This window comes from Pseudomonas sp. 9_2_1, from assembly GCF_059295275.1.
This window is the reverse complement of sequence record NZ_CM181239.1, coordinates 1,584,504-1,606,870: the sequence shown is the minus strand read 5'-3', so window position 1 is coordinate 1,606,870 and position 22,367 is coordinate 1,584,504. Positions and strand designations below refer to the sequence as shown.

Here is a 22,367-nt window from a genome sequence, read left to right as displayed (position 1 = left end):
GCCAGTTTATCAGGGCCGCTTCGCGCCCCATCGCCGGCAAGCCGGGCTCCCACAGGTAAAGTGCAGGCTTCAAGCCAATGCGGTCTCTGTGGGAGCTGGCTTGCCGGCGATGGGCTGCGCAGCAGCCCCTTCGATCTTCAGCCGAACAGGCTGGCCTCGACGTCAAACCCGGCATCACGCATCTGAGCCAGCTTGTAGCGCAGGGTGCGCGGGCTGATGCCGAGGCGTTCGGCCGCCTCTTTGCGGCGGCCGCGCTCGGCGCGCAGGGTGTCGATGATCATCTGGTACTCGTGGCGACGCATGTCATCACCCAGCCCGCTGGCTTGCGCAACCACCTCAAGGGATGGCTCGGTGCCGGCCGACAATGGAATGGCGCCTGCCAGACAGAAATCCGCCGCCTCGATCACCCCACCCTGCTGCAGGATTAGCGCCCGCTGCAGGGCGTTGTCCAGCTCCCGCACGTTGCCCGGCCACACATACGCCTGCAGGCACGCGCGGGCCTGCGGCGACAGGCGCACGGGAGCATGCTTCATCTTGGCCGCATGCCGCGCCAGCAGGCGTTCGGCGAGCTGCAGAATGTCGCCTGGGCGCTCGCGCAGCGGCTGCCAGGCCAGGGGGAACACTGACAGGCGATAGTAAAGATCCTCACGGAAACGCCCGGCTGTCACTTCACCGAACAGGTCACGGTTGGTGGTGGCCAGCACCCGAATATCGAGGCTGATCGGCTTACGCCCGCCTACCCGCTCCACCTCGCGCTCCTGCAACACGCGCAGCAGCTTGGCCTGCAAGGCCATGGGCATTTCCGAAATCTCGTCGAGCAGCAAGGTGCCGCCTTCGGCCTGCTCGAACTTGCCCGCCTGCGCGGCAATGGCACCAGTGAAGGCGCCCTTCTCGTGGCCGAACAGCGTGGCCTCGAGCATGTTGTCGGGGATGGCCGCGCAGTTGATCGCCACAAAGGGCTGCGCTGCCCGTGGCGACTGCTGGTGAATGTAGCGCGCCAGCACTTCCTTGCCGGTCCCGGACTCACCGGAAATCAGCACGGTGGAGTCACTGCGCGCCACCCGGGCGGCCAGCTCCAGCAACTGGCGACTGGCCGGCTCGCAGGCCACCGGGCCTTCGTCGTTCGCCACCCGCCCGGCAGCATGTCGCTCGACCAGGCTGAGCAGCGCCCTGGGCTCGAACGGTTTGACCAGGTAGTCGGCGGCGCCTTGGCGCATGGCCTCGACGGCACGCTCGACCGCGGCGTGCGCGGTCATCAGCAGCACCGGCAACTGTGGTTGCTGGCGGCGCAGCTGGGCCAGCAGCTGGTGCCCGTCCATGCCGGGCATGTTCACATCACTGACCACCAGGCTGAAGGCTTCTTCCAGCACCGCCTCCAGCGCTTCTTCGGCACTGCCCACCGCCTGGTAGGCGAAACCGCCGATTTCCAGGGTGTCGCCCAGCGCCTGGCGCAATACGCGGTCGTCCTCGACCAGCAGCACCTTGATTGGCATTACACGCCCTCCGACGGTTGCCCGTCGATCAACGGCAGCTCGACCCGTACACAGGTGCCGCGGCCCACTTTCGAGCGCAGGCACAGCGTGCCCTGGTGCGCCCGCACGACTGCCTTGACCACCGCCAGGCCCAGACCGGTGCCGGTGGCCTTGGTGGTGAGGAACGGCTCACCCAGGCGGCCGAGCAGAACGGCGTCGATGCCACAGCCCGCGTCGCTGATGCACAAATGCAAGGTGTGCTCGCGGCGGAACAGGTGCACCTTCAGCCGCGCCGGGCCATCGCTGGCTTGCAAGGCATTCTCGATCAGGTTGAGCAAGGCACCGACCAAGGTGTCGCGGTTGCACAGCAACTCGCCAAGGTGGCTGTCGCACTGCCAGCGCACGGCGTGCCCTTGCACATGCGCCTGGGCGGCTTGCTGCAAGGCCTGGAACAGGCCTTTGGGGGTAATTCGGTCACCCAGCGGCAGCTCGCCACGGGCGAACACCAGCATGTCACGCACCTGGTGCTCCAGCTCGTGCAGGCGCTCCTTCAGAGTGCCGGCGAAGCGTTGGCGGGTTTGCGCGCTCAGGGCCTGCTCGGGATCGGCCAGGTGACTGGCGTACAGCATGGCTGCCGACAGCGGTGTACGGATCTGATGGGCCAGCGAGGCGACCATGCGCCCCAGTGACGACAGCCGCTCGTGGCGGGCCAGCTGGTCTTGCAGGCGCCGGGTTTCAGTCAGGTCGTTGAGCAGCACCAGCTGGCCGGGTTCGGCGTCCAGCGAGCGGGTGGCGATGGACAGCCGGCGGCCGTCGCGCAGCGAGACTTCGTGGCCGTCGTCCTTGCGCGGGGCGAAGCTGCGGGCGATCACCTGGCGCCACAGCTGGCCGATCAGCGGCTCGCCGAGCAAGTCGCAGGCGGCCGGGTTGGCTTCGCGCACCAGGCCCTGGCCATCGATCACGATCACCCCACCGGGCAGCAGGTCCAGCAGATTTTGCAGGCGGTTGGCCAGGCGTTCCTTTTCGTTGAGCTCGGCGATGCGCTGGGCGCTGACCACGGCCAGCTCCCCCTTGAGCTCACTGACCCGGGCTTCGAGCAGGCTGTAGGACTGGCTGAGCTGGCTGGACACCTGGTTGAACAGGGCGAAGGCATGCTCGATGCCCGGGCGGCTGTCCGGCTCGACCGGGGTTTGCCCCTGCGGATCGGGGGCTCGGGATAGGTGGGCGGCCTGGGGCATCGTGCTCTCTCGCGTGGCTGACCGTCATAAAAACGGTGTGTTGCCAGCGGTGTAGCAATAGCCGTGCCGGGGATGGGGATTTGGGTTGACTGTGCCGGCCTCTTCGCGGGAGAACCCGCTCCCACAGGATCGGCGCTGGGTTCGAGCCTTGTGCAGTGCCTGTGCCGGCCTCTTCGCGGGTGAACCCGCCCCCACAGGATCGGCGCTGGATTCGAGCCTTGTGCAGTGCCTGTGCCGGCCTCTTCGCGGGTGAACCCGCTCCCACAGGATCGGCGCTGGATTCGAGCCTTGTGCAGTGCCTGTGCCGGCCTCTTCGCGGGTGAACCCGCTCCCACAGGATCAGCGCGGGGTTCGAGACTTGTGCAGTGCCTGTGCTGGTCTCTTCGCGGGAGAACCCGCTCCTACAGGCCTGCGCGGTACCTGTGGGAGCGGGTTCACCCGCGAAAGGGCCCGCACAGGCGTGCGCCGGACTTCAATCCTCGGCCTGCTCCTCGCCACCCTGGCGGCTCATGCCGTACTTGCGCATTTTCTCGACCAAGGTGGTACGGCGAATGCGCAAACGCTCAGCCGCGCGCGCAACAATACCGTTGGCATCGTCCAGCGCCTGCTGGATCAACCCCTGTTCCAGGCTGCCAAGGTAATCCTTCAGGTCCAGGCCTTCAGGCGGCAGCATGGCGTGGTTGCTGAAGCTTGGCGCATGGCCATTGATCGCCACACGCTCTTCCAGGTCACTGCGCAGGCTGTCGACCATCTGCTCGTCTTCATCATCGACGTAACGGAATTTCTTCGGCAGCTCGGACACGCCGATCACCCCGTACGGGTGCATGATCGCCATGCGCTCGACCAGGTTGGCCAGCTCACGCACGTTGCCCGGCCAGCCATGACGGCACAGCGACATGATCGAGGCCGAGTTGAAGCGGATGGAGCCGCGCTTCTCGTGCTCCATGCGCGAGATCAGCTCGTTCATCAGCAACGGGATGTCTTCGACCCGCTCGCGCAGCGGGGCCATCTCGATCGGGAATACGTTAAGGCGGTAATACAGGTCTTCGCGGAAGGTGCCGTCCTCGATCATGTTCTCGAGGTTTTTGTGGGTCGCGGCAATGATGCGTACGTCGATGCTCTGGGTCTTGTTGCTGCCCACGCGCTCGAACGTGCGCTCCTGCAGCACACGCAGCAGCTTGACCTGCATCGGCAGCGGCATGTCGCCGATTTCGTCAAGGAACAGGGTACCGCCGTTGGCCAGTTCGAAACGCCCGGCACGGCTGGTGATCGCCCCGGTAAAGGCGCCCTTCTCGTGGCCGAACAGTTCGCTTTCCAGCAGCTCGGCCGGGATCGCGCCACAGTTCACCGGCACAAACGGCGCTTCGCGGCGCTTGGAATGGTAGTGCAGGTTGCGCGCCACCACTTCCTTGCCGGTGCCGGATTCGCCCAGGATCAGCACGCTGGCATCGGTATCGGCCACTTGCTGCATCATCTGCCGCACATGCTGGATGGCACGGCTGGTGCCGACCAGGCTGCGGAACAGGTTGGGCTCGCGCTGGCGGCCGCGCTCACGCGCCTGGTCGTACATCTCGCGATAGACCTGGGCACGGTGCAGCGAATCCAGCAGTTGGCTGTAGCTGGGCGGCATTTCCAGATTGGACAGGACCCGACGGCGAAGCTCTTCCGGCAGCTCGGCCGAAGAAATTTCACCCAAAAGCAGAACCGGAAGGAACTCATCCCACCCGGCCACTGTCTTAACGAGCCCCAGGAGATTGCCCGGAGCATTCACGGTGCCAACGAGCACGCACAAAATCTCGCGACTCGAGGACAGCGGCTCGACCGCTTGCAGCCAATCCTGGCTTGAGCAAGCGAGGTTTTCTTCGCCGAGGAAATTCAGCACCACCGCCAGGTCGCGGCGGCGGGCGCTGTCGTCGTCGATCAGCAGAATCTTGGTTTCACGCCACATGCAATAGCAACTTCCCTAGTCATATCGGCGCCCTGCAGGGGCATGCTCGACATCATTCCGACTGAATGGTCAGTGTTCGGACGTCTGAAATTCGAGAACAGCCACTAGTAAAGTCAAAAAGGGCCATACAGTCAAATTTATGGCGCCTTTTGTTAAGTTGTGCGCATCTTAACTGAAGAGATGGTAAACCTTCGAAGCATTTTTCGCCTGATTGATCTGCATCATCTCTTGCGCAATTGCCTGGCGCTCACCGGTTGTCACGTCGATCAGGTTGCGGTAGACCTCCAGCACCCCTTCCAGCTTCTCGCGCAGCAACGCCTGGTCCATCGCGTGGGTTTCCAGCACCTCGTCGATGCAGGTGCGGCAAGCCACATCCAGCTGGGCAATGGCATCCCAGTCTCGCTCGCTCAAGGCGCCGACCAGGGCATCACAGGTGTCATCGAGGCGTTGCAGTGCGGTCACGGTATTCTCCTTGCCGTCAGCTGGCAGGTTGGGCGTCGGCGATGCCGTCCCAACCGGTTTTCACAGTGATCAGTAGCTGGGCAACTTCGTCGATCATGCTGGCATCGTTTTCGACGTTGGCCTGCATCAGGCGGTTGGTCATGTACACATACAGCGCGTCGAGCTTTTCGACGTACTCGGGGTTTGCGCTTTTTTCCGGCTGCAGGCCGTCGCGCAGGCCGATGATGATGTCGATCGCCTTGCCGAGCATCAGGCCCTTTTCCGCGATATCACCGCGCGCCATGGCACCCTTGGCCTGGGCCATACGATCGAGGCCGCCTTCCATCAGCATCTGCACCAGGCGGTGCGGCGTGGCTTCGGAAATCTGGGCATGGGAATTGACCTTCTGGTACTGACGAAGGGCTCTCATGGGATTCATCTTGCGACCTCGTGGCGGGCAGGCTTGTTGGGGTGATATTCCCTGTATCGGGCAGCAGGCGAAAAACTTTACCGGCCGATGACATGAAGCCGGGCATCATGCCCGGACTTCACATGATGTTCACGGCTTAATCGTCGCTGTTCGACTTGTTCAGTGCGTTGAGCGTGCTCAGCACCGAGCTTTGCTGCTGGCGCAGCTGGGTGACCAGGGTGTCCATGTTGTTGTACTTGTCCTGCAGGCTTTTTTGCAGGGCTTCCATACGGGCGTCCAGGGTGTCCTGCTCGGTCTTGAGCTTGGTCAGGCTTTCGCTCAAGACCTTGGAGCGCTCGGCAAGGGTACCGGTAGCGGCCTTGGCAAATGGCTCAGTGACTTTTTGCAGACGCGCCAAAAGGCCGTCCTTGCCGTTGAAGATACTGGTCAGGTCCGCCGCGTTGGTGGTAGCGGCCTTGTCCCACTTCTTGTCGTCCAGGCTCAGCGCACCGCCATCCTGGGCAGAAGTGACGCCAAAGGCGGCGAGCGATTTCAAGGTACCGTTGCCCGACACCGCATTGAGTTCTTCACGGATGGAAGTCATCAGCGTGCGCATCGTGGCATCACCGGTCAGCGCCGCAGCCGTCATGGTGCCATCGGCATTTTTGGTGACCTTGGTTTCTGCGTTCATCACCGTGAGCAGGGCATTGTAGGTATCGATGAAACCCTTGAGGCCCGACTTCAAGGTGGTGGCGCTGGTAGTCAGCGAGAGAATGGTGGCTGTCTTTTCACCACTCGTAGCGCTTGTCGGCGAAGTGCCCACCAACTTGATATTGAGCCCACTGACGGCATCATTGATGTCGTTGGTCTTGGACTTCATGGCGATGCCGTCGAGCGTATATTCAGCGTCGGTAGGCTCGTCGACAACGGTATAACCGGTGTCGATGCCCGAATTGCCCGAAAGGGTAATGTCCGAGCCCTCGCCCATCTTGGTCGAGGTGACAATCAGGCGCGACCCATTGGCATCCGTCAGCACGTTGGCACTGAGGCCTGCCACACCGAACTGGCTGTTGATGCTGTCGCGCACCTGCTGCAATGTGGCACCAGCGGGAACGCTCAGGTCGAAGGCCTTACCACCCTGGGTCATGGTCAGGGTGGTGGGCTTGGTACCGGCATTGACTACCGAGCCCGCACCGTTGGCATAGACCTTGGTCGAAACCTTGGAGGCGGTCGCCAATTTGTCGACAATCAACTTGAACGAACCGTTGGCCGCCCCGGTACCCATGGTGACGGTCGCAACCTTCTCATCCGAAGACTTCAGGCTCAAGCCACCGAAGCTGTTGCTGTCGGTCATGGTGGTCAACGCACCACGGAAGGCATCCAGGGCCGACTGAATCTTGCCGATAGAGGACAACGTGGTGGTTGCCTTCAGCGTTTGGGTATTGATCTGCGCCTGCTTCGGCGCCTTCTGCGCGGCCACCAGGGAATCCACGATTGCCTGGGTATCGATGCCCGAGCCAATACCGCTGACTGTTGTACCTGCCATCATTGCTCTCCTTGTTCAGTAGCTGCCGGATCCTTGGCGGATAAATCCATCAAAGGGTCGACAGCAACAAAAATCATGCCAGCCTAAGCCTGATCATCGAACAGCAGGCTGCTGGCCTCACTGAGGCTTTCCGCCAGTTTCAGCGCGAGCTCCGACGGAAGCTGCCGGATTACCTCACCAGACTGGGTGGCTATTACCTTCACCACGACCCGACCGGAAGTATCATCAATGGAAAAGTCCAGCTGACGCTGGCTCGACTGGACGAAATCACGAATCTCGCCAACCGCCTTTTCCAGATCTTCGCGCGAGTGCGGCTGTTTTTCGGGGGATGCGGCTTCCTGCACTTTGGCAGGTGCAGCAGGGTCCCGATCAGCTACTGGCGCCTGGGGTAACACAGACGGATACACCTGGCTCAGCTTGACACTCATGTCCATGTTTCGAACTCCTCATGTCAAAAACGGCAAAAGGGCACGTAAACGCGCCCTTTCACCCTTTACTCAGGCGCCTGAATTACTGAAGCAGCTTCAGGACCGAAGATGGCAGCTGGTTAGCCTGCGACAGGATCGCGGTCGAAGCCTGTTGCAGAGTCTGCTGCTTGGTCAGCTCGGCAGTTTCCGAAGCGAAGTCCACATCCTGCACGGTGGAGCGGGCAGCGGTGGAGTTCTTCTGGATGTTCTGCAGGTTGTCGACGGTGGTTTGCAGACGGTTCTGGGTAGCACCCAGGCCCGAACGGACGCTGTCGATCGAACCAATGGCTTTGTCAATTACCGCCAGCGCATTCTGAGCAGTAGTTGCATCGGTGACATTGGTTTCGGCGATAGAAGTCTTGGTCGAAGTAATAGCTTGTGCGCCGGTGACAAACAGGTCTTCAACACCAGGGCCGGTCAGCGAGTAGCCTTTGGCAGAATCCAGGTTCACTGCACCAGTGACGATTAGCGTGGCTGCATCCAGCGCGGCAGCAGTGCCGAGCTTGCCGGAACCATCTTTGGCAGCAACCTGGATACCTGCAACAGCACCAGCGTCGGCGCCAGTAAACTCAAGGTTTTCACCGGTATCGGACTTGACCGACAGAGTGCCCTTGGTCTCATCGTAGTTGACACTGATACCCAGTTTAGCGGCGTTGGACTTCAGCTGGTCAGCCAAGCCGGCAGTGTCAGTGACACCAACGAAGTCGACAGTCTGGCCACCCACTTCCAGCTTGAAGTTGGCGGATGCTGGGGAGGCACCAGCGATAGCGGTTTTGTCGATGCTGAATTCGACTTCAGTGCTTGCAGTTGCGGTCAAGCCACCCACTGCACCATTCAGGGCCTTGGCGATTTCCTTGGCGGAAGCGCCTGGATCGAGAGTCAAGTCAGTGCTCTGGCCGTTACCAGTAATGGTGACATCGCCACCAGCAATACCATCGGCATCCGGCAGGATGCCAACGCTTTTCACTTGCTGCGAACCAATGCTCTTCGCCGAAACGTTATCCAGCGTCAGATTGATGGTTTCGTTGGCGTTGGCGCCGACCTGGATAGCCTTGGTGCCGTACGAACCGTCCAGCAGCTTCTGGCCACCGAAGGTGGTGGTGTCGGAAATACGGTTCAGCTCCGCGGTCAGAGCCTGGTATTCGTCGTTGTTCGACTTACGGTCGTCGGCGCTCAGGGAGCCAGTAGCCGAGGACAGGGCCAGGGTACGCATTTTCTGCAGGATGTCGGTCGAAGCCTGCATCGCGCCTTCGGCGGTCTGGGCGATCGAGATACCGTCGTTGGCGTTCTTCACTGCCTGACCCAGGCCGTTGATCTGGCTGGTCAGACGGTTGGCGATTTGCAGGCCGGCAGCGTCGTCTTTGGCGCTGTTGATACGCAGACCCGAGGACAGACGCTGCATCGAAGTGGTTTGAGCGTTGCTGGCCTTGGTCAGGTTGCCCTGGGTGGTGATCGACGCAATGTTGGTGTTTACAGTTAAAGCCATGACGAAATCCTCGTTGGATGGGTACTGCGGCTTCCGGCCTGGGCAACCGCCGGATTGGCCTAGAGAACCTTCGTAATAGTTATCGTCGGGTGCGCGGGTTGCTTGAGGGTTTTTTCGAAAAAAAATGCTGGCGTGAGGCCAGCCCTGAGAAATCAAGGGGTTAAGGGCGGTTTATTGGCGTCAAAAACCATTCAAGCCGAAACTGAAGGCCGCCATCTCTGTGGGAGCGGGTTCACCCGCGAAGAAGGCAATGCGGTGGATGGCACCGGCCTAGCCGGTGTTCGCGGGTGAACCCGCTCCCACAGAGACTGAGCCAGGGCCGTAATTTTATTTCGGGCATGAAAAAAGCGCCGGGCGGTGGCCGCCGGGCGCTTTTCTGGACTGGCTGAGGGGTCAGTCGCGGTACAGGATGGCCGAGCCCCACGACAGGCCCACGCCAAAGCCGCTGATGGCCACGCGCTTCCAGCTGCCGTCAAGCATGTGCTTCTGCAGCAGCAGCGGCACGCTGGAGGACACGGTATTGCCGGTTTCCAGCATGTCTTTCACAAACTTCTCAGGGTGCTGCTCTTCGAAGCGTCGAGCCACGGCATCGACAATCGCCGCACTGCCCTGGTGAATGCAGAAGGCGTCGATATCCGACGACTTCAGGCCGCTGGCATCCAGCAGCTCATGCAGGTGCGCCGGCACCTTGACCAAGGCAAAGTTGAACACTTGGCGGCCGTTCATGAAGAACTTGCCATCGGTCACCTTCAGGTGCTCGGCACCGGAACCGTCGGTGCCGAAACGCGCCTCGCCCAGGTTCCACACCGCGCCTTCACCCATCCAGGTGGCGGTAGCGGCGTCACCGAACAGCATGGTGGTGTTGCGGTCTTCCGGGTCGACGATCTTCGAATACGGGTCGGCGGTGATCAGCAGGCCGTTCTTCAGCCCGGCAGCTTCCATGAAGCCTTTGATCGCGTACAGGCCATAAACGTACCCGGAGCAGCCCAGCGACACGTCGAACGCCGCCACGCGGGTAGACAGGCCAAGCTTGCTCTGGACGATGGCGGCGGTGTGCGGCAGGCCTTCTTCGTCGCCGTTCTGGGTGACCACGATCAACGCATCGATCGACTGCGGGTCGAGGTCAGGGTTGCTGGCGAACAGTGCCTGGGCGGCTTCTACGCACAGGTCGGAGGTTTCCTGCTCTTCGGCCTTGCGCGGCAGGAACGACGCGCCGATCTTGCCGAACATGAACTCTTCGTCCTTGCCGAACTTCGCACCCTGGACGTAGTTGTCCAGGCCAGCGGTGGGCACGTAACTCGCGATGCTTTTGATGCCAATCATTCTGGCTTCCCAATGAAAACAGCCAAAGACCACCACTCGATGAATTGAGGGCGCCAAATACCGGAGCGTCACCGCTGGGGGCTGAAGGCAGTGCTCGCCTGCGCACCGGTAACAAAATGCTGCAACAGCTGCTGCATAGAATACAGGGAAGATGAACGTTTTGACTCATTGGTCACATTGAAATGCTACGAAAGCCGTGCCGAGGGTGCAGGGGCCAGGTTTTTGCGGGCATGAAAAAACCGGGGCTGCAAAGCAGCCCCGGTGTTCGGCACGGCAGATCAGAGCTTGTTGAACAGGCTCAGCTGCGAGATGCGCGAGAAGGCCAGCTGCGAGGCCTCGAGCATGGCCTGCTGCAAAGTCAGGGTGATGGCGGCCTGCGACATGTCGGTGTTGCCGATGGCGTTCTGGGTGGTCTTGTTGGCCAGGCCCAGGCTGGTGTTCTCCTGGCGCTGGATCTCCAGCGAGTTGCCACGGGCGCCGATCGAACCCCGAGTGATGTCGATCTGCTCACGGGCGCTGGCCAGGTTGGCGATTGCCGAGGCCACCGAATCCTTCAACGCATTGGCCTGGCCTGTGCCGGTCACCGGCGTGTCCAAAGCTGCGCGCAGCTGGCTGAGGGTTTCCAGCACGTTCTGGTTCTGGTGGGTATTGGCAGTGACCGCAAACTGGTCCCCCGCCTCCGGCGAACCGGACACCTGGTAGGTCACACCCGCCACGGTCAGCGACGGCGCAGTGAAGGTACCCTTGGCCACCGGCTTGCTGTCTGCAGTCAGCGGCTGGGCGTAGAACTCGTAGGCGCCCGGCCCGGTGAACTTGATCACCGCACCATTGCTGGGGAAGGTGCTGCGGTAGGCGGCTTCGTCGGTGACGGTGCTGCCGGTGACCTGAGCGCCAGAGGTGTTGCTGGCGTTGCGGGTGGTGTTGAACGAGTCGGCACGCGCCTCAAGGGAAAACTCACGGCCCGCCACGGCGGCGTCGGCATCGGCGCCCTCCTCCAGCGTTACGGTGATTTCGAACTCCACGCCACGCAGGCCAATCTTGTTGGCGCCTTCGGTCTTGCTGTCGAAGGTCCCGTTGGTCGCGGTTTCCGAGGTGATGTCCTTGCCGCTGGCGTCGGTGATGGTGTACTGGGTTGCGCTGGTAAACGTCAGCTTGTACGGCTGGCCGGCGGTGAAGCTGTTGTTGTAGCTGCTGCTTGAGGTCATCAGCCCTGGCGACACGCCGACCACGCCATCGTCGCTGGCCGGCGCCAGCAGGGTCGACTGGGTGCGGCTCTTGTTGCTGGCCGAGTCGAAGACGCTGAAGCCGGTGTCGTTGGTGGCCAGGTTCAGGGTGTCGGACACCTGCAGGCTCAGCTGGGTCTGGTCACCGTGGTAGCTGTAAGTGCCATCGGAATTGCGCACATAGGGCGGCGACTCGCTCTTCGAGCCACCGAACATGTAGTCGCCGTTGGCGTCGCGCGAATTCAGCAGGCCGAAGATATTCGCTTCGATCTCTTTCAGCTCGGTACTGATCGCCACACGGTCAGAGTCGGTCACCCCGGCGCCACCAGCGCGGATCGCCAGCTCGCTGGCACGCTGCATGGCATCGTTGATGGTGGAGAGCACGCTCTCTTCCTGCAGCAGGGCATTGCTGACGGTGTTGATGTTGCCGCTGTACTGGTCCAGCAGCGACTGCTGCTGTTGCAGCAGCAGCAGGCGCGCGGCACCGACCGGGTCATCAGCCGCCGTCTGGATGCGAATGCCCGAGGTGACCTGGTCGTTGGTCTTGTTCATGCTGGAGAAGTTCTTGGAGTAGCTGCTGGCGCTGGCCTCATAGAACTGAGCAGTGGAAATACGCACGTTAGCTACTCCTTACAGGGCGTTGATCAGGGTGCTGAAGGTTTCTTGCGCCGCCTTGATGATCTGCGACGACGCTGTGTAGTAGTGCTGGAATTTCACCAGGCTGGCGGCTTCGTCGTCCAGGTTCACCCCGGACACCGCGTTGCGGCTTTCGCTGGCAGACTTGAGCACTGCCTCGGTCGCCGTGTTGTCGATGGCCGCCTGGCTGGCCTTGGCGCCCACGCGCTCGACCAGCGAGGCATAGGCGGAAGTGAAGCTGGTACCGCCACCGGAGCCGGTGTTGACCGTCGACTTGGTCTGCAGGTCCAGCAGCGCCGTGGCGTTGCGGTTGTCGGCCTTGCCGTCGGCGTTGAACGACAGGGTGAAACTGTCGTTGGCCGCCGGGCTGCCGCCAATGGTGGTTTCCACCGAGAACGTGCGCGGCTTGCCGCTGCCATCCAGAATCGGCTCGCCGGCGGCATCGAGCATGGGCACGGCCACGGACAGTTTGTTGTCCTGGCCAGGCACCACGCTGCCAGTGCCGATCTGGGTGCCCTTGGCATCGAACAGCTTGTAACCCTGGCTGCCACCACTGGCCGCGTCGAACACCACACGCACCGGCATCGAGTCGCGAATCGACTGCTGGATCAGCGCGGTGTCGGCACCGCCGTAGATATCCAGCGACTCGCCCAGCGTCGGCTGGGTGATGGTGCCGGTACCGCTGTTGCCACTGCCCACGGCTGCACTGACCGGCCCGGCGAAGGCCAGCTTGTTGGCATCGGTCAGGGTGGTGGTGATGCTGCCCGCGGCGGCACGGGTGGGGATGACCTTGAAGCTGTCGCCTGCCGCCAGGCCGCCACCTTTGAGCGACAGGCTGAAGCCGTCGATCACCGGCGCCGGGTCGGCACTGAGGTCGAAGCTGCCCATGTCGGTGCCGTCGGAGCGGCGCACGCTGTACTGGTTGGCGCTGGTGAACTTCACCTCGTAGTCGTAGGTGGTCAGCGCGCCGCTGTTGGCGATGGTCACGTCCAGGTTGCCGGAGCCGGCACTGTTGTTCGACGAGGCCAGGCTGCGCTGGGCAATGGCCGTGGCGCTGTTGATGCTGGAAAACAGCGAGCTGCCGAACTGGCCATTGGCATCCAGGCCCTGCCCCAGCTGGCTGTTGATGCTGTCGGCAACGACCAGGGCAACCCGACCCAGCTCGTTCATCGACGGCGTCAGCACGTCCTGGCGATAGCGCAGCAAGCCACCAATCGAGCCACCCGACACTACTGAGGTCACGTCCGAGCTGAACGAGTCATAGTTGATGCGCAGGCCGGCCTGGCTCTTGTCGGCCACACCCGGCTCCACCGACAGGGTGTTGGCCTTGGTCCCGGTGACCAGCGACTGGCCACTGCCCAGGTACACGTCGTAGTTGCCCTCACGCTCCTGCACGGTCACGCCCACCAGCTCATTGAGCTGGCGCACGGCTTCGCTGCGTGCGTCCAGCAGGCTGTTGGGGGTGTTGCCGGAGGCGCTGGCCGCGGTGATCTGCTTGTTGTACTCGGCAATGTTGGCGGTGAGCTTGTTCACCTGCCCGGCCATGGTATCGAGCTGGGAGTTGATCGTGGCGTTCTGCTGGGTCAACTGGGTGCTTACCGCATTGAAACGGTTGCTCAGGGTTTGCGCCTGGGTCAGCAGCAGCTGGCGCGAGGCAACGTCACCCGGCTTGGCCGCCGCGGTCTGCAGCGCCGAGAAAAATGCAGTGAGGACCGAGCTGATGCCAGTGTCACGGTCGGCCAGCAACTTGTCGACGCTGGTGATCTGGTCCTGGAAGGTAACCGAGTCTGCCTGCAGCGAGGTGGCCGTCTGCAACTGGTTGTCCAGGTACGAGCTGTAGATGCGGCGCACGTCCGCCAGCGTGGTCCCGGTGCCCAGGAAACCCGCACCAATATTATGCGACGGGCCGGCCGCCTGCAGTGTCTGCTGGCGCGAGTAGCCACTGGTCGCGGCGTTGGCGATGTTGTTACTGGTTACCGACAATGCCGCCTGGCTGGCATTCAGGCCACTCAGGCCAATCGAAATCAGGCTCGACATGATTTAGTCCTTTTATAGATTCGTGGTTCTGCCAGCCATGGCGTATTGCGGGGTTGTCTGCATTTGCTGGGCGATGCTGATGATCTTGCGCGCATAGCCCGGGTCGGTCGCATAACCTGCCTTCTGCAGCTCTCTTGCAAACTGCTCCGGGTTATCGGCCGAATCCAGCGCACCTTGATAGCGAGAATTGTTCTGCAACAGGCTGACCAGGTCGTGGAAGCTGTCCTGGTACGAGTCGTAGCTGCGGAACGCTGCAGTTTCCTTGACGAACTGGCCATCGCGGAATTCGCTGGTGATCGCGCGCGCCTGCTCGCCCTGCCAGTTGCCGCTGGCCTTGATGCCGAACAGGTTGTGGCTGCTGCTGCCATCGCTGTTGCGCATCACCGACTTGCCCCAGCCGGTTTCCAGCGCGGCCTGGGCCACCAGGTAGCGCGGGTCGATACCGATGCGCTTGGCGGCCTGCTCGGCCATCGGCAGCATCGTGGCGACGAATTCGTCACTGTCGGCAAAGGCCTTTTTCGGCGCCAGCGGTGGCTGGGCCACGGCGCGGCCGACAATGCGCAGGCCGTTGTCCGGCACGGCAAAGGCCTTGGCCACTTGCTGGCCATCGCGAGCCGGCACGGCGGCGGTGTTGGCCGTGGCCGCAGCTGGCACGATACCGGCCAGCAGGCGATCGGTGAGCTTGCTGGGCAAGGCCAGGCGCCGCGAGTTGAGCGCGGCGACGTCATTGCGTGTGGTGGTATCGGCGGCGTGTACCGGCTCTGCCACCTTGTTGCCCCACAGCGCCGGGCCAGCATTATCGACACGCGGGAACGGGCTGGTGTTGACCGAGGCGCTGCGGCCCTTGGTCAGCTGCCGCACCAAAACGTCCTGCAGGCCGATACCGCCGCCTTCGCGGGACATGCTCACAGCCAGCTGCTGGTCGTACATGTCGCGGTACTGCTTGACCGTTTCGGTGTTCATCGGGTTGTCGGCGGCCAGCACGTCGCTGGCCTTGCGCGAGGCCTTGAGCATTTCGCTGATGAACAGCGACTCGAATTCCTGGGCCACCTTGCGCACGTTGGCTTCGCTGTCGCGGTCGCCGTGTTTGAGCGCGTTCAGGCGGTTCAGGTCGGTATAGGCGCCGCTGTCGGCGCTGCCGGAAACCAGGCTTTTGCTGTTCATGGGCGCCGTCCTCAGATCACGATCAGGTCGGCCTGCAAGGCGCCGGCCTGTTTCAGGGCTTCGAGGATGGCCATCAGGTCGCCGGGCGCTGCGCCCACCTGGTTCACCGCACGGACGATTTCATCCAGCGTGGTGCCCGGGCCGAACTTGAACATCGGCTTGGCTTCCTGCTCGGCATTTACCCGCGAACGTGGCACCACGGCAGTCTGGCCGTTGGAAAACGCCCCCGGCTGGCTCACGATCGGGTCTTCGGTAATGGTCACGGTCAGGCTGCCGTGAGTCACCGCTGCCGGCGACACCTTGACGTTCTGGCCAATGACGATGGTGCCGGTACGCGAGTTGATGATGACCTTGGCCACCGCCTGGCCAGGGTCGACTTCGAGGTTTTCCAGAATCGACAGGTAGTCCACCCGCTGGCTTGGGTCCATCGGCGCACTGACCCGTACCGAGCCACCGTCCACGGCCTGGGCCACGCCCGGCCCAAGCAGGTCGTTGACCTTGTCAACAATACGTTTGGCAGTAGTGAAGTCGGGGCGGTTGAGGTTCAGGGTCAGGGTGTTGCCCTGGTTGAAGCCGCTCGGTACCGAACGTTCGACACTGGCACCACCGGGAATGCGCCCGGCCGACGGAACGTTGACGGTGATCTTCGAGCCGTCACGGCCTTCGGCGTCGAAGCCGCCCACCACCAGGTTGCCCTGGGCGATGGCGTAGACATTGCCGTCGATACCCTTCAGCGGGGTCATCAGCAAGCTGCCGCCGCGCAGGCTCTTGGAGTTGCCGATCGACGACACGGTAATGTCCACCACCTGCCCTGGCTTGGCGAACGCCGGCAGGTCGGCATGCACCGACACGGCAGCGACGTTTTTCAGCTGCACGTTGCCGGAACCGGCCGGCACCTTGATGCCGAACTGCGACAACATGTTGTTGAAGGTTTGCAGGGTAAACGGCGTCTGGGTGGTCTGGTCACCCGTGCCATTCAGGCCCACCACCAGGCCGTAGCCGATCAACTGGTTGGAACGCACGCCAGAGATACTGGCGATGTCCTTCAGGCGCTCGGCCTGGGCCGCGAAGGCACAGGACAACAGCAGGGTTGCGGCAAACAGCTGCCTCAGGTTGAACATGGTCATCTGCACTCAGAAAGGCCAAAGCGGGCTGATGAAGAAGCGGTCCAGCCACCCCGGCTGGCTGGCATCGGCGAACGAGCCGGTGCCGGAATAGGTGATGCGCGCGTCGGCCACCCGGGTGGACGGCACAGTGTTGTCGGTGGCGATGTCGTCGGCACGGACCATGCCGGCAATGCGCACCAGCTCTTCGCCGGTGTTCAGGGTCAGCCACTTCTCGCCGCGCACGGCAATGATGCCGTTGGGCAGCACTTCGGCCACGGTCACGGTGATCGAACCGGTCAGGGTATTGCCCTGGGTGGCCTTGCTGTCGCCCTTGGTGGCGCGGTCACCGCTGTAGCCGGCCTCCAGCGACAGGTCACCGCCGCCGAACGGGTTGTTGGTGTTCGGGGTACTGCCGAACAGCGAGGTCAGGCCGATGTCGGTCTTGCTGGTCTTGGCGATCTGCGAACCGGCGTTCTTGCTGGCCGAAGTTTTCTCGTTGAGGGTGATAGTGATGATGTCACCCACCCGGAACGCCTTGCGGTCGCTGTACAGGTTCTGCTCGAACCCGGCCTGGTAGATCGAACCGTTGTTGGCCGCTGCCGGCAATGGGGTGCGCGGCAACACCGGCGCGTAGTACGGGTCGTTGGGCTTGGGCGTCGGGCCGACGCAACCTGCCAGCAACACCGCCCCCCCCAGGGCGAAAACGGACAACAGACGATTCATGACGCTTACCTCACGGGCACGGGTGTAACGAAAGTACGAAGCGGCTTACAGCTGCTGGGTAACGAACGACAGCATCTGGTCGGCGGTGGAGATGACCTTGGAGTTCATCTCGTAGGCGCGCTGGGTGGTGATCATGTTCACCAGTTCTTCCACGGTGCTGACGTTGGAGTTTTCCAGGGTCTGCTGCTGGGTGGTGCCGAAACCGTTCAGGCCCGGCGTGCCCACTTGCGGCGCGCCGCTGGCGGCAGTCTCGAGGAACAGGTTGTCGCCAATCGCCTGCAGGCCGGCCGGGTTGATGAAGTCGGCGGTCTGGATGTTGCCGATCACCTGGGCGGCCGGGTTGCCGGCGGTGGTGATCGACACGGTGCCGTCAGTGCCTACTGTGAAGGTTTGCGCGTCGTTGGGCACGACCACGGCAGGCTCCAGGGCGTAGCCGTTGGCGGTAACGATCTGGCCGTCGGAGTTCAGGTGGAAGGTACCGTCACGGGTGTAGGAAACCGTGCCATCCGGCTGCAGGACCTGGAAGAAACCACGGCCGTTGACTGCCATGTCCAGCGGGTTTTCGGTGGTCTGCAGGCTGCCGGCGACAAAGCTCTTCTGGGTACCGATGATGCGCACACCGGTACCGACCTGCAGGCCCGATGGCAGCTCGCTGTCCTGGGTGGACTGGGCACCCGGTTGACGCTTGATCTGGTACAGCAAGTCGGCAAACTCGGCACGGTCACGCTTGAAGCCGGTAGTCGAGACGTTGGCCAGGTTGTTGGAAATGACCGTCAGGTTGGTGTCCTGGGCGGACAGGCCGGTTTTAGCGACCCAAAGAGCCGGAAGCATGTAATTCTCCTCGTGCGCCTGTTTTACGGCACCCGTTCAAAAGTGATTAGCCGATTTGCAAAACCCGAGCCATGGCTTCGTCGCCTTCCTTGGCCGTGTTCATCATCTTGACGTGCAGTTCGAACTGGCGGGACAGCGCCAGTACCGAGGTCATTTCCTCGACAGCGTTGACGTTGCTGCCTTCCAGGAAGCCCGACACCACCCGCACATTGACGTCGGCATCGGCCGGCTGGCCGGAGGCGGTGTGGATCAGGCCGTCCAGGCCCTTTTGCAGGCCCTTGGTGTCCGGGTTGACCAGCTTGATGCGGTCGACTTCGGCGATCACCCGCGGGTCTTCACCCATGGAGCGGATGCTGAGGGTGCCGTCGGCGCCCACTTCCACCTTCTGCTCTGGCGGGATGGCGATGGGGCCGCCGTTGCCGATCACCGGCATGCCGTTGCCGGCACGCAGCACGCCGAGGGCGTCGATGTTCAGGCTGCCGGTGCGCACATAGGCTTCGCTGCCGTCCGGTGCCTGTACGGCGATAAAACCTTTGCCGGTCACCGCCACGTCCAGTTCGCGGCCGGTTTCAACCAGCGGGCCTTCGCTGAAGTCGGTGGCCGGGCGCTCGGTCAGGGCGTAGGCGCGCGCCGGAAAGCTGTCACCGAACACCGGCATCGAACGGGCCTGCTCCAGGTCACGCTGAAAACCGTTGGTGGAAACGTTCGCCAGGTTGTTGGCGTGAGCCTTCTGCGCCAGCGCGTTCTGGCTGGCACCGGTCATGGCCACATAAAGCAACTTGTCCACAGTATCTCCTCTGCGCGTCGCTGCCGCGCTGTCACTTGGCAGGTTCGAAGCAATAATCGAACCAAGTCTGAAACGACCGGTTTACGGGGGTTTCAGCGGGACGAGGGGCAAGAAACGTCAGTTTGTCGGCGGATGTTTGCCGCCTGCGGCAAGGGCGTGCTCAATGGCTGCGACAGGCGGCATTGTTATAGGGGCCGGCATGGCGCACCCAGCCCTTGCCCGGGTTGTGGGCCGAGCACAGGTAGCGGCCGGTGACCAGGCTTTGCCATTGGTAGAACGGGGCGGGGGCGGCGGAGAGCGGCAGGGCCATGGCCAGCAGGGTTATCAGCAGCAGCCTTGTCATGAGTGTCAGCCTTTTAGAATTTGGGGCCGCTTTGCGGCCCATCGCGACACAAGGCCGCTCCTACAACGGAATCGCGATCTCCTGTAGGAGCGGCCTTGTGTCGCGATGGGCTGCGCAGCAGCCCCAGCCATCATCAGGTCATCTGGATGATGGTCTGCATGATGGTGCTTTCGGTGGAAATGGTCTTGGCGTTGGCCTGGTAGTTGCTCTGCGCCTTGATCAGGTTGACCAGCTCGCCAGTCAGGTCGACGTTGGAATCTTCCAGCGCACCACCCGAGATCTGGCCCAGGGTACCGGTGTCCGGGGCGCCGATCACCGGCACACCCGAGGAGTAGGACTCTTTCCAGTTGGTCCCGCCAATCGGGGTCAGGCCCTGCAGGTTGGCGAAGTTGGCAATCGCCACCTGGCCAATCACCTTGTCCTTGCCGTTGGTGAAGCTGGCGAACAGGTAGCCATTCTGGTCAATGCTCAACCCCGAAAGCTCACCGGTGGCGAAGCCATCCTGGGTTTTGGCGATTTCTGCCGACGAGGCGTTGTATTGGGTGGCACCCAGCATGTCCAGCTTGACACCGCCGGCGTTGGCGATGGCGCCATTGGCCGACCACTCGCCGGCCGCATTTTTCTGCGCAGGGATCCAGTTCTGCAGCTGGAAGATCTTGTCTTCGCCAATGGCCAGGCCACCGGTGACCGCGCCCGCAGTCATTGCATCCTTGTCCAGGGTGCCATCGGACTTGAAGGGCACATTGTTGACCAGCGGCGTGGTGGAAGCCGGGTTTTCCGGATTGCGACCATCGATGGTGGTGTGCATCGACCAGGTGTTGGTTGCGTCGTCCTTGATGAAATACTGGTTCATCTGGTGTTCGTTGCCCTGGCTGTCGTACACCGGGGTATTGAACGTGAAGTTGTAGGAACTGGCGTTGGTCGGGTCGAACGGCGTTACCGAAGGACTGGTCGCGGCCGAGTTGAGGTTGATCTTCTCGGTGATCAGGCTGGTTGGCTTGGGCGTCAGGTTGGAAGTATCGATCTGCAGGTTGGTCAGCACGCCCTGGATGAGTTTGCCGTCCTCACCGACTGCATAGCCCTGCAGGTTGGCACCCGAAGAGTTCACCACATAACCGGCCTTGTCGCTGTAGAACGCGCCAGCACGGGTGTAGATCTTCGAACCGTTGTCGTTCAGGGCAAAGAAACCGTTGCCATCGATGGCCATGTCCAGCGCCTGGCCGGTGGCATTGATGTTGCCTGGAGTGAACAACTGCGAAACCGCAGCGGTTTTCACCCCGGTACCGATCACGGTCTTGCCCGCGCTGGTGCCACGTACGGAGTTGGAGTACTGGTCGGCGAACTCGGCGCGCGACGACTTGAAGCCGGTGGTGGCAACGTTGGCAATGTTGTTGCCGGTAACGTTCAGGGCCTTGTTTGCTGCATAGAGGCCGCTAAGGCCGATATTGAAAGACATGTGTAACTCCTGTCGTTTTGCTCAGGCCCTAGATGCCGATGCTTTGAATTTTGGAAAGCGCAACACTGCCCAGGCCGGCCAGGTTGAGCGTCATTTCCGAACCGTTGCTGCCCATGGTCACGCTGGTCACCGAGGCCGGCAGGTTGGTGGTCATGGCCGTGGCCTGGCCATCGATCGAGGCGCTGGCCTTGAAGGTGTAGGTGCCGGCATCGGCCACTTCACCGTCGTCGTTCAGGCCATCCCAGGTGAAGTCGATGCTGCCGGCCTTCTGGGTACCCAGCTCGATGGTACGTACCAGCTTGTCGTCCTTGTCGTAGATACCCACCGAGGTGGAGGTGCTGGACGAGGTCAGGTTGACCGAACCCTTCATGTCCTTGCTGGTGTCGACCACGGCCTTGTCGGTCTGCACGATCACATTGCGCCCGACCAGCGACGACGCCTGCAGGGCCTGGGAAGACTGCAGCCCAGTGGCGATATAGGTCACCGCATCATTCAGCGACTGCATGCTTTCGAGGCTGCTGAACTGCGCCAGCTGGGCCACGAACTCGCCGTTTTCCTGCGGGTCGAGCGGGTTCTGGTTCTGCATCTGGGTAACCAGCAGCTGCAGGAACGCGTCCTTGCCCAACGCGCTGCCGGCGGCACCGGTGCTGCTGTCGGTCTTGGAGGTCTGCTTCTGCAGCGAGGTCAGGTAGGCGCTACCGACGTCGGTGGTGGAATTGGTGGTGGTCATGTCGGCTTCCTATCACTGCCCCAGGGTCAGGACTTTCTGCATCATGCTTTTGGCGGTGTTCATCAGCTCGGCGTTGGTCTGGAACGCGCGGCTGGCGGAGATCATGTCAGCCATCTCCTCGACCACGTTGACGTTGGGGTAGTAGACGTAACCATCCTTGTTCGCCGCCGGGTGGTTCGGCTCGTAGCGCGCTTCCAGGGTGCTCTGGTCTTCGACGATGCCTTTGACCTGCACGCCCTGCCCCGCTTCGCCCTGGTCCTCGAACAGCGACTGGCTGCCGCCGGCCTGCGCATCCTGGAAGGTGGTGGCGAACACCGGGTGGCGGGCGCGGTAGGTCTGGTCGATGCTCGAGGACACGGTCTCGGCGTTGGCGATGTTGGAAGCGACGGTGTTCAGGCGCGTGTTCTGCGCGCTCATGCCGCTACCGGCAATATTGAAAACACTGGAAAGGGACATGGTCATTCTCCCCGCAGGGCGGAAACCAGCCCTTTGAATTTACTGTTGAGCAAGGTGAAGCTGGCCTGGAAACCGATGGCGTTTTCGGTGTAGTTCGATTGCTCGATCTGCGCGTCCACGGTGTTCTGGTCGATCGAAGGCTGCAGCGGGGTACGGTACTTGAGGGTATCGTCGGCCGCGATCGCCAGCCCATCGGCTTCGATATGGCGGCTGTTGGTCCGGTCCATGGCGAACCGGCCACCCTGCTGCTTGCTGGTTTCGGCAGCCAGCACCGAGGAAAAGTCCATGTCACGCGCCTTGTAGTTGGGCGTGTCGGCGTTGGCGATGTTGTTGGCCAGCACTTCGGCGCGCTGGGCGCGGAAGCCCAGGGCCTTTTCGTGGATACCAAGCGCCTTGTCGAAGCTGATGCTCATGTCGGGGAAACCTTCGGAGGTTGACCGGAATATCGTTGAGCAAGGGATAGCAAGGGTTGTGCCAACCCTGCCGAAGCCAGGAATTACGCGGGCAAGATGTAACCCGGCAACAAATAGCTGCCAGAAAAGCGG

The 22,367-nt window shown here is 62.3% G+C and carries 21 protein-coding genes; all 21 read right to left on the bottom strand.

What is annotated here, in order from left to right; translation table 11 throughout:
• Positions 1-137: 137 nt before the first annotated feature.
• The gene (locus AC5O5I_RS07215) at positions 138-1,493 is read right to left on the bottom strand and encodes a sigma-54-dependent transcriptional regulator (RefSeq protein ID WP_494512269.1); all 1,356 of its coding nucleotides are present in this window, start codon (positions 1,491-1,493) and stop codon (positions 138-140) included.
• Entirely contained in the window at positions 1,493-2,710 is a 1,218-nt protein-coding gene (locus AC5O5I_RS07210; protein ID WP_494512268.1) for a sensor histidine kinase, read from the bottom strand. Before AC5O5I_RS07210 ends, AC5O5I_RS07215 begins: the two co-directional genes overlap by 1 nt.
• Positions 2,711-3,182: 472 nt before the next feature.
• Positions 3,183-4,658, bottom strand: a complete 1,476-nt coding sequence (gene fleQ / locus AC5O5I_RS07205) for a transcriptional regulator FleQ (RefSeq protein ID WP_172223897.1) — start codon at positions 4,656-4,658, stop codon at positions 3,183-3,185.
• Positions 4,659-4,826: 168 nt separating this feature from the next.
• Entirely contained in the window at positions 4,827-5,120 is a 294-nt protein-coding gene (locus AC5O5I_RS07200; RefSeq protein ID WP_172223899.1) for a flagellar protein FliT, read from the bottom strand.
• Between the two features lie 16 nt (positions 5,121-5,136).
• The gene (gene fliS, locus AC5O5I_RS07195) at positions 5,137-5,538 is read right to left on the bottom strand and encodes a flagellar export chaperone FliS (RefSeq protein ID WP_494512267.1); all 402 of its coding nucleotides are present in this window, start codon (positions 5,536-5,538) and stop codon (positions 5,137-5,139) included.
• A 127-nt stretch (positions 5,539-5,665) separates the two neighbouring features.
• Entirely contained in the window at positions 5,666-7,054 is a 1,389-nt protein-coding gene (gene fliD / locus AC5O5I_RS07190) for a flagellar filament capping protein FliD (protein WP_494512266.1), read from the bottom strand.
• Positions 7,055-7,137: 83 nt separating this feature from the next.
• Positions 7,138-7,488: a flagellar protein FlaG gene (locus AC5O5I_RS07185; protein ID WP_494512265.1), complete on the bottom strand. Its 351-nt coding sequence runs from the start codon at positions 7,486-7,488 to the stop codon at positions 7,138-7,140.
• 76 nt (positions 7,489-7,564) lie between these two features.
• On the bottom strand, positions 7,565-9,007 hold the full coding sequence (locus AC5O5I_RS07180) for a flagellin N-terminal helical domain-containing protein (RefSeq protein WP_494512264.1): 1,443 nt from the start codon (positions 9,005-9,007) through the stop codon (positions 7,565-7,567).
• Between the two features lie 393 nt (positions 9,008-9,400).
• Complete coding sequence (locus AC5O5I_RS07175) at positions 9,401-10,330, bottom strand: ketoacyl-ACP synthase III (protein WP_172223920.1); 930 nt, start codon at positions 10,328-10,330, stop codon at positions 9,401-9,403.
• Positions 10,331-10,608: 278 nt separating this feature from the next.
• Positions 10,609-12,171 carry a flagellar hook-associated protein 3 gene (locus AC5O5I_RS07170; protein ID WP_172223925.1) on the bottom strand — a complete coding sequence of 521 codons (1,563 nt, stop codon included), beginning with the start codon at positions 12,169-12,171 and terminating at the stop codon, positions 10,609-10,611.
• 12 nt (positions 12,172-12,183) lie between these two features.
• Positions 12,184-14,226 (bottom strand): flagellar hook-associated protein FlgK, encoded by a 2,043-nt coding sequence (gene flgK, locus AC5O5I_RS07165; protein ID WP_172286026.1) that lies wholly within the window; start codon positions 14,224-14,226, stop codon positions 12,184-12,186.
• 12 nt (positions 14,227-14,238) lie between these two features.
• Entirely contained in the window at positions 14,239-15,390 is a 1,152-nt protein-coding gene (gene flgJ / locus AC5O5I_RS07160) for a flagellar assembly peptidoglycan hydrolase FlgJ (RefSeq protein ID WP_172223933.1), read from the bottom strand.
• An 11-nt stretch (positions 15,391-15,401) separates the two neighbouring features.
• Positions 15,402-16,511: a flagellar basal body P-ring protein FlgI gene (locus AC5O5I_RS07155; RefSeq protein WP_172223938.1), complete on the bottom strand. Its 1,110-nt coding sequence runs from the start codon at positions 16,509-16,511 to the stop codon at positions 15,402-15,404.
• A 12-nt stretch (positions 16,512-16,523) separates the two neighbouring features.
• Positions 16,524-17,219 (bottom strand): flagellar basal body L-ring protein FlgH, encoded by a 696-nt coding sequence (flgH, locus tag AC5O5I_RS07150; protein WP_172223942.1) that lies wholly within the window; start codon positions 17,217-17,219, stop codon positions 16,524-16,526.
• A gap of 45 nt (positions 17,220-17,264) precedes the next feature.
• A complete protein-coding gene (gene flgG / locus AC5O5I_RS07145; protein WP_172223945.1) occupies positions 17,265-18,050 on the bottom strand; it encodes a flagellar basal-body rod protein FlgG in 786 nt (261 codons plus the stop codon).
• A 46-nt stretch (positions 18,051-18,096) separates the two neighbouring features.
• Positions 18,097-18,837 carry a flagellar basal body rod protein FlgF gene (locus AC5O5I_RS07140; protein WP_494512263.1) on the bottom strand — a complete coding sequence of 247 codons (741 nt, stop codon included), beginning with the start codon at positions 18,835-18,837 and terminating at the stop codon, positions 18,097-18,099.
• Positions 18,838-18,997: 160 nt separating this feature from the next.
• Positions 18,998-19,180 carry a hypothetical protein gene (locus tag AC5O5I_RS07135; protein WP_172223954.1) on the bottom strand — a complete coding sequence of 61 codons (183 nt, stop codon included), beginning with the start codon at positions 19,178-19,180 and terminating at the stop codon, positions 18,998-19,000.
• Positions 19,181-19,313: 133 nt separating this feature from the next.
• Entirely contained in the window at positions 19,314-20,636 is a 1,323-nt protein-coding gene (flgE, locus tag AC5O5I_RS07130; protein WP_172286027.1) for a flagellar hook protein FlgE, read from the bottom strand.
• Between the two features lie 28 nt (positions 20,637-20,664).
• Positions 20,665-21,366, bottom strand: a complete 702-nt coding sequence (gene flgD / locus AC5O5I_RS07125) for a flagellar hook assembly protein FlgD (RefSeq protein ID WP_172232595.1) — start codon at positions 21,364-21,366, stop codon at positions 20,665-20,667.
• Positions 21,367-21,378: 12 nt separating this feature from the next.
• Positions 21,379-21,822 (bottom strand): flagellar basal body rod protein FlgC, encoded by a 444-nt coding sequence (flgC, locus tag AC5O5I_RS07120; protein ID WP_026034446.1) that lies wholly within the window; start codon positions 21,820-21,822, stop codon positions 21,379-21,381.
• Between the two features lie 2 nt (positions 21,823-21,824).
• Positions 21,825-22,235, bottom strand: coding sequence for a flagellar basal body rod protein FlgB (flgB, locus tag AC5O5I_RS07115; RefSeq protein ID WP_172232598.1), 411 nt, complete (start codon positions 22,233-22,235; stop codon positions 21,825-21,827).
• Positions 22,236-22,367: the final 132 nt, after the last annotated feature.

What these genes read in the sequence shown, in the direction of transcription:
- AC5O5I_RS07215 (WP_494512269.1), bottom strand. Translation starts at nt 1,493, where the DNA reads ATGCCAATCAAGGTGCTGCTGGTCGAGGACGACCGCGTATTGCGCCAG.
- AC5O5I_RS07210 (WP_494512268.1), bottom strand. Translation starts at nt 2,710, where the DNA reads ATGCCCCAGGCCGCCCACCTATCCCGAGCCCCCGATCCGCAGGGGCAA.
- fleQ (WP_172223897.1), bottom strand. Translation starts at nt 4,658, where the DNA reads ATGTGGCGTGAAACCAAGATTCTGCTGATCGACGACGACAGCGCCCGC.
- fliS (WP_494512267.1), bottom strand. Translation starts at nt 5,538, where the DNA reads ATGAATCCCATGAGAGCCCTTCGTCAGTACCAGAAGGTCAATTCCCAT.
- fliD (WP_494512266.1), bottom strand. Translation starts at nt 7,054, where the DNA reads ATGGCAGGTACAACAGTCAGCGGTATTGGCTCGGGCATCGATACCCAG.
- AC5O5I_RS07185 (WP_494512265.1), bottom strand. Translation starts at nt 7,488, where the DNA reads ATGGACATGAGTGTCAAGCTGAGCCAGGTGTATCCGTCTGTGTTACCC.
- AC5O5I_RS07180 (WP_494512264.1), bottom strand. Translation starts at nt 9,007, where the DNA reads ATGGCTTTAACTGTAAACACCAACATTGCGTCGATCACCACCCAGGGC.
- AC5O5I_RS07175 (WP_172223920.1), bottom strand. Translation starts at nt 10,330, where the DNA reads ATGATTGGCATCAAAAGCATCGCGAGTTACGTGCCCACCGCTGGCCTG.
- flgK (WP_172286026.1), bottom strand. Translation starts at nt 14,226, where the DNA reads ATGTCGAGCCTGATTTCGATTGGCCTGAGTGGCCTGAATGCCAGCCAG.
- flgJ (WP_172223933.1), bottom strand. Translation starts at nt 15,390, where the DNA reads ATGAACAGCAAAAGCCTGGTTTCCGGCAGCGCCGACAGCGGCGCCTAT.
- AC5O5I_RS07155 (WP_172223938.1), bottom strand. Translation starts at nt 16,511, where the DNA reads ATGTTCAACCTGAGGCAGCTGTTTGCCGCAACCCTGCTGTTGTCCTGT.
- flgH (WP_172223942.1), bottom strand. Translation starts at nt 17,219, where the DNA reads ATGAATCGTCTGTTGTCCGTTTTCGCCCTGGGGGGGGCGGTGTTGCTG.
- flgG (WP_172223945.1), bottom strand. Translation starts at nt 18,050, where the DNA reads ATGCTTCCGGCTCTTTGGGTCGCTAAAACCGGCCTGTCCGCCCAGGAC.
- AC5O5I_RS07135 (WP_172223954.1), bottom strand. Translation starts at nt 19,180, where the DNA reads ATGACAAGGCTGCTGCTGATAACCCTGCTGGCCATGGCCCTGCCGCTC.
- flgE (WP_172286027.1), bottom strand. Translation starts at nt 20,636, where the DNA reads ATGTCTTTCAATATCGGCCTTAGCGGCCTCTATGCAGCAAACAAGGCC.
- flgD (WP_172232595.1), bottom strand. Translation starts at nt 21,366, where the DNA reads ATGACCACCACCAATTCCACCACCGACGTCGGTAGCGCCTACCTGACC.
- flgC (WP_026034446.1), bottom strand. Translation starts at nt 21,822, where the DNA reads ATGTCCCTTTCCAGTGTTTTCAATATTGCCGGTAGCGGCATGAGCGCG.
- flgB (WP_172232598.1), bottom strand. Translation starts at nt 22,235, where the DNA reads ATGAGCATCAGCTTCGACAAGGCGCTTGGTATCCACGAAAAGGCCCTG.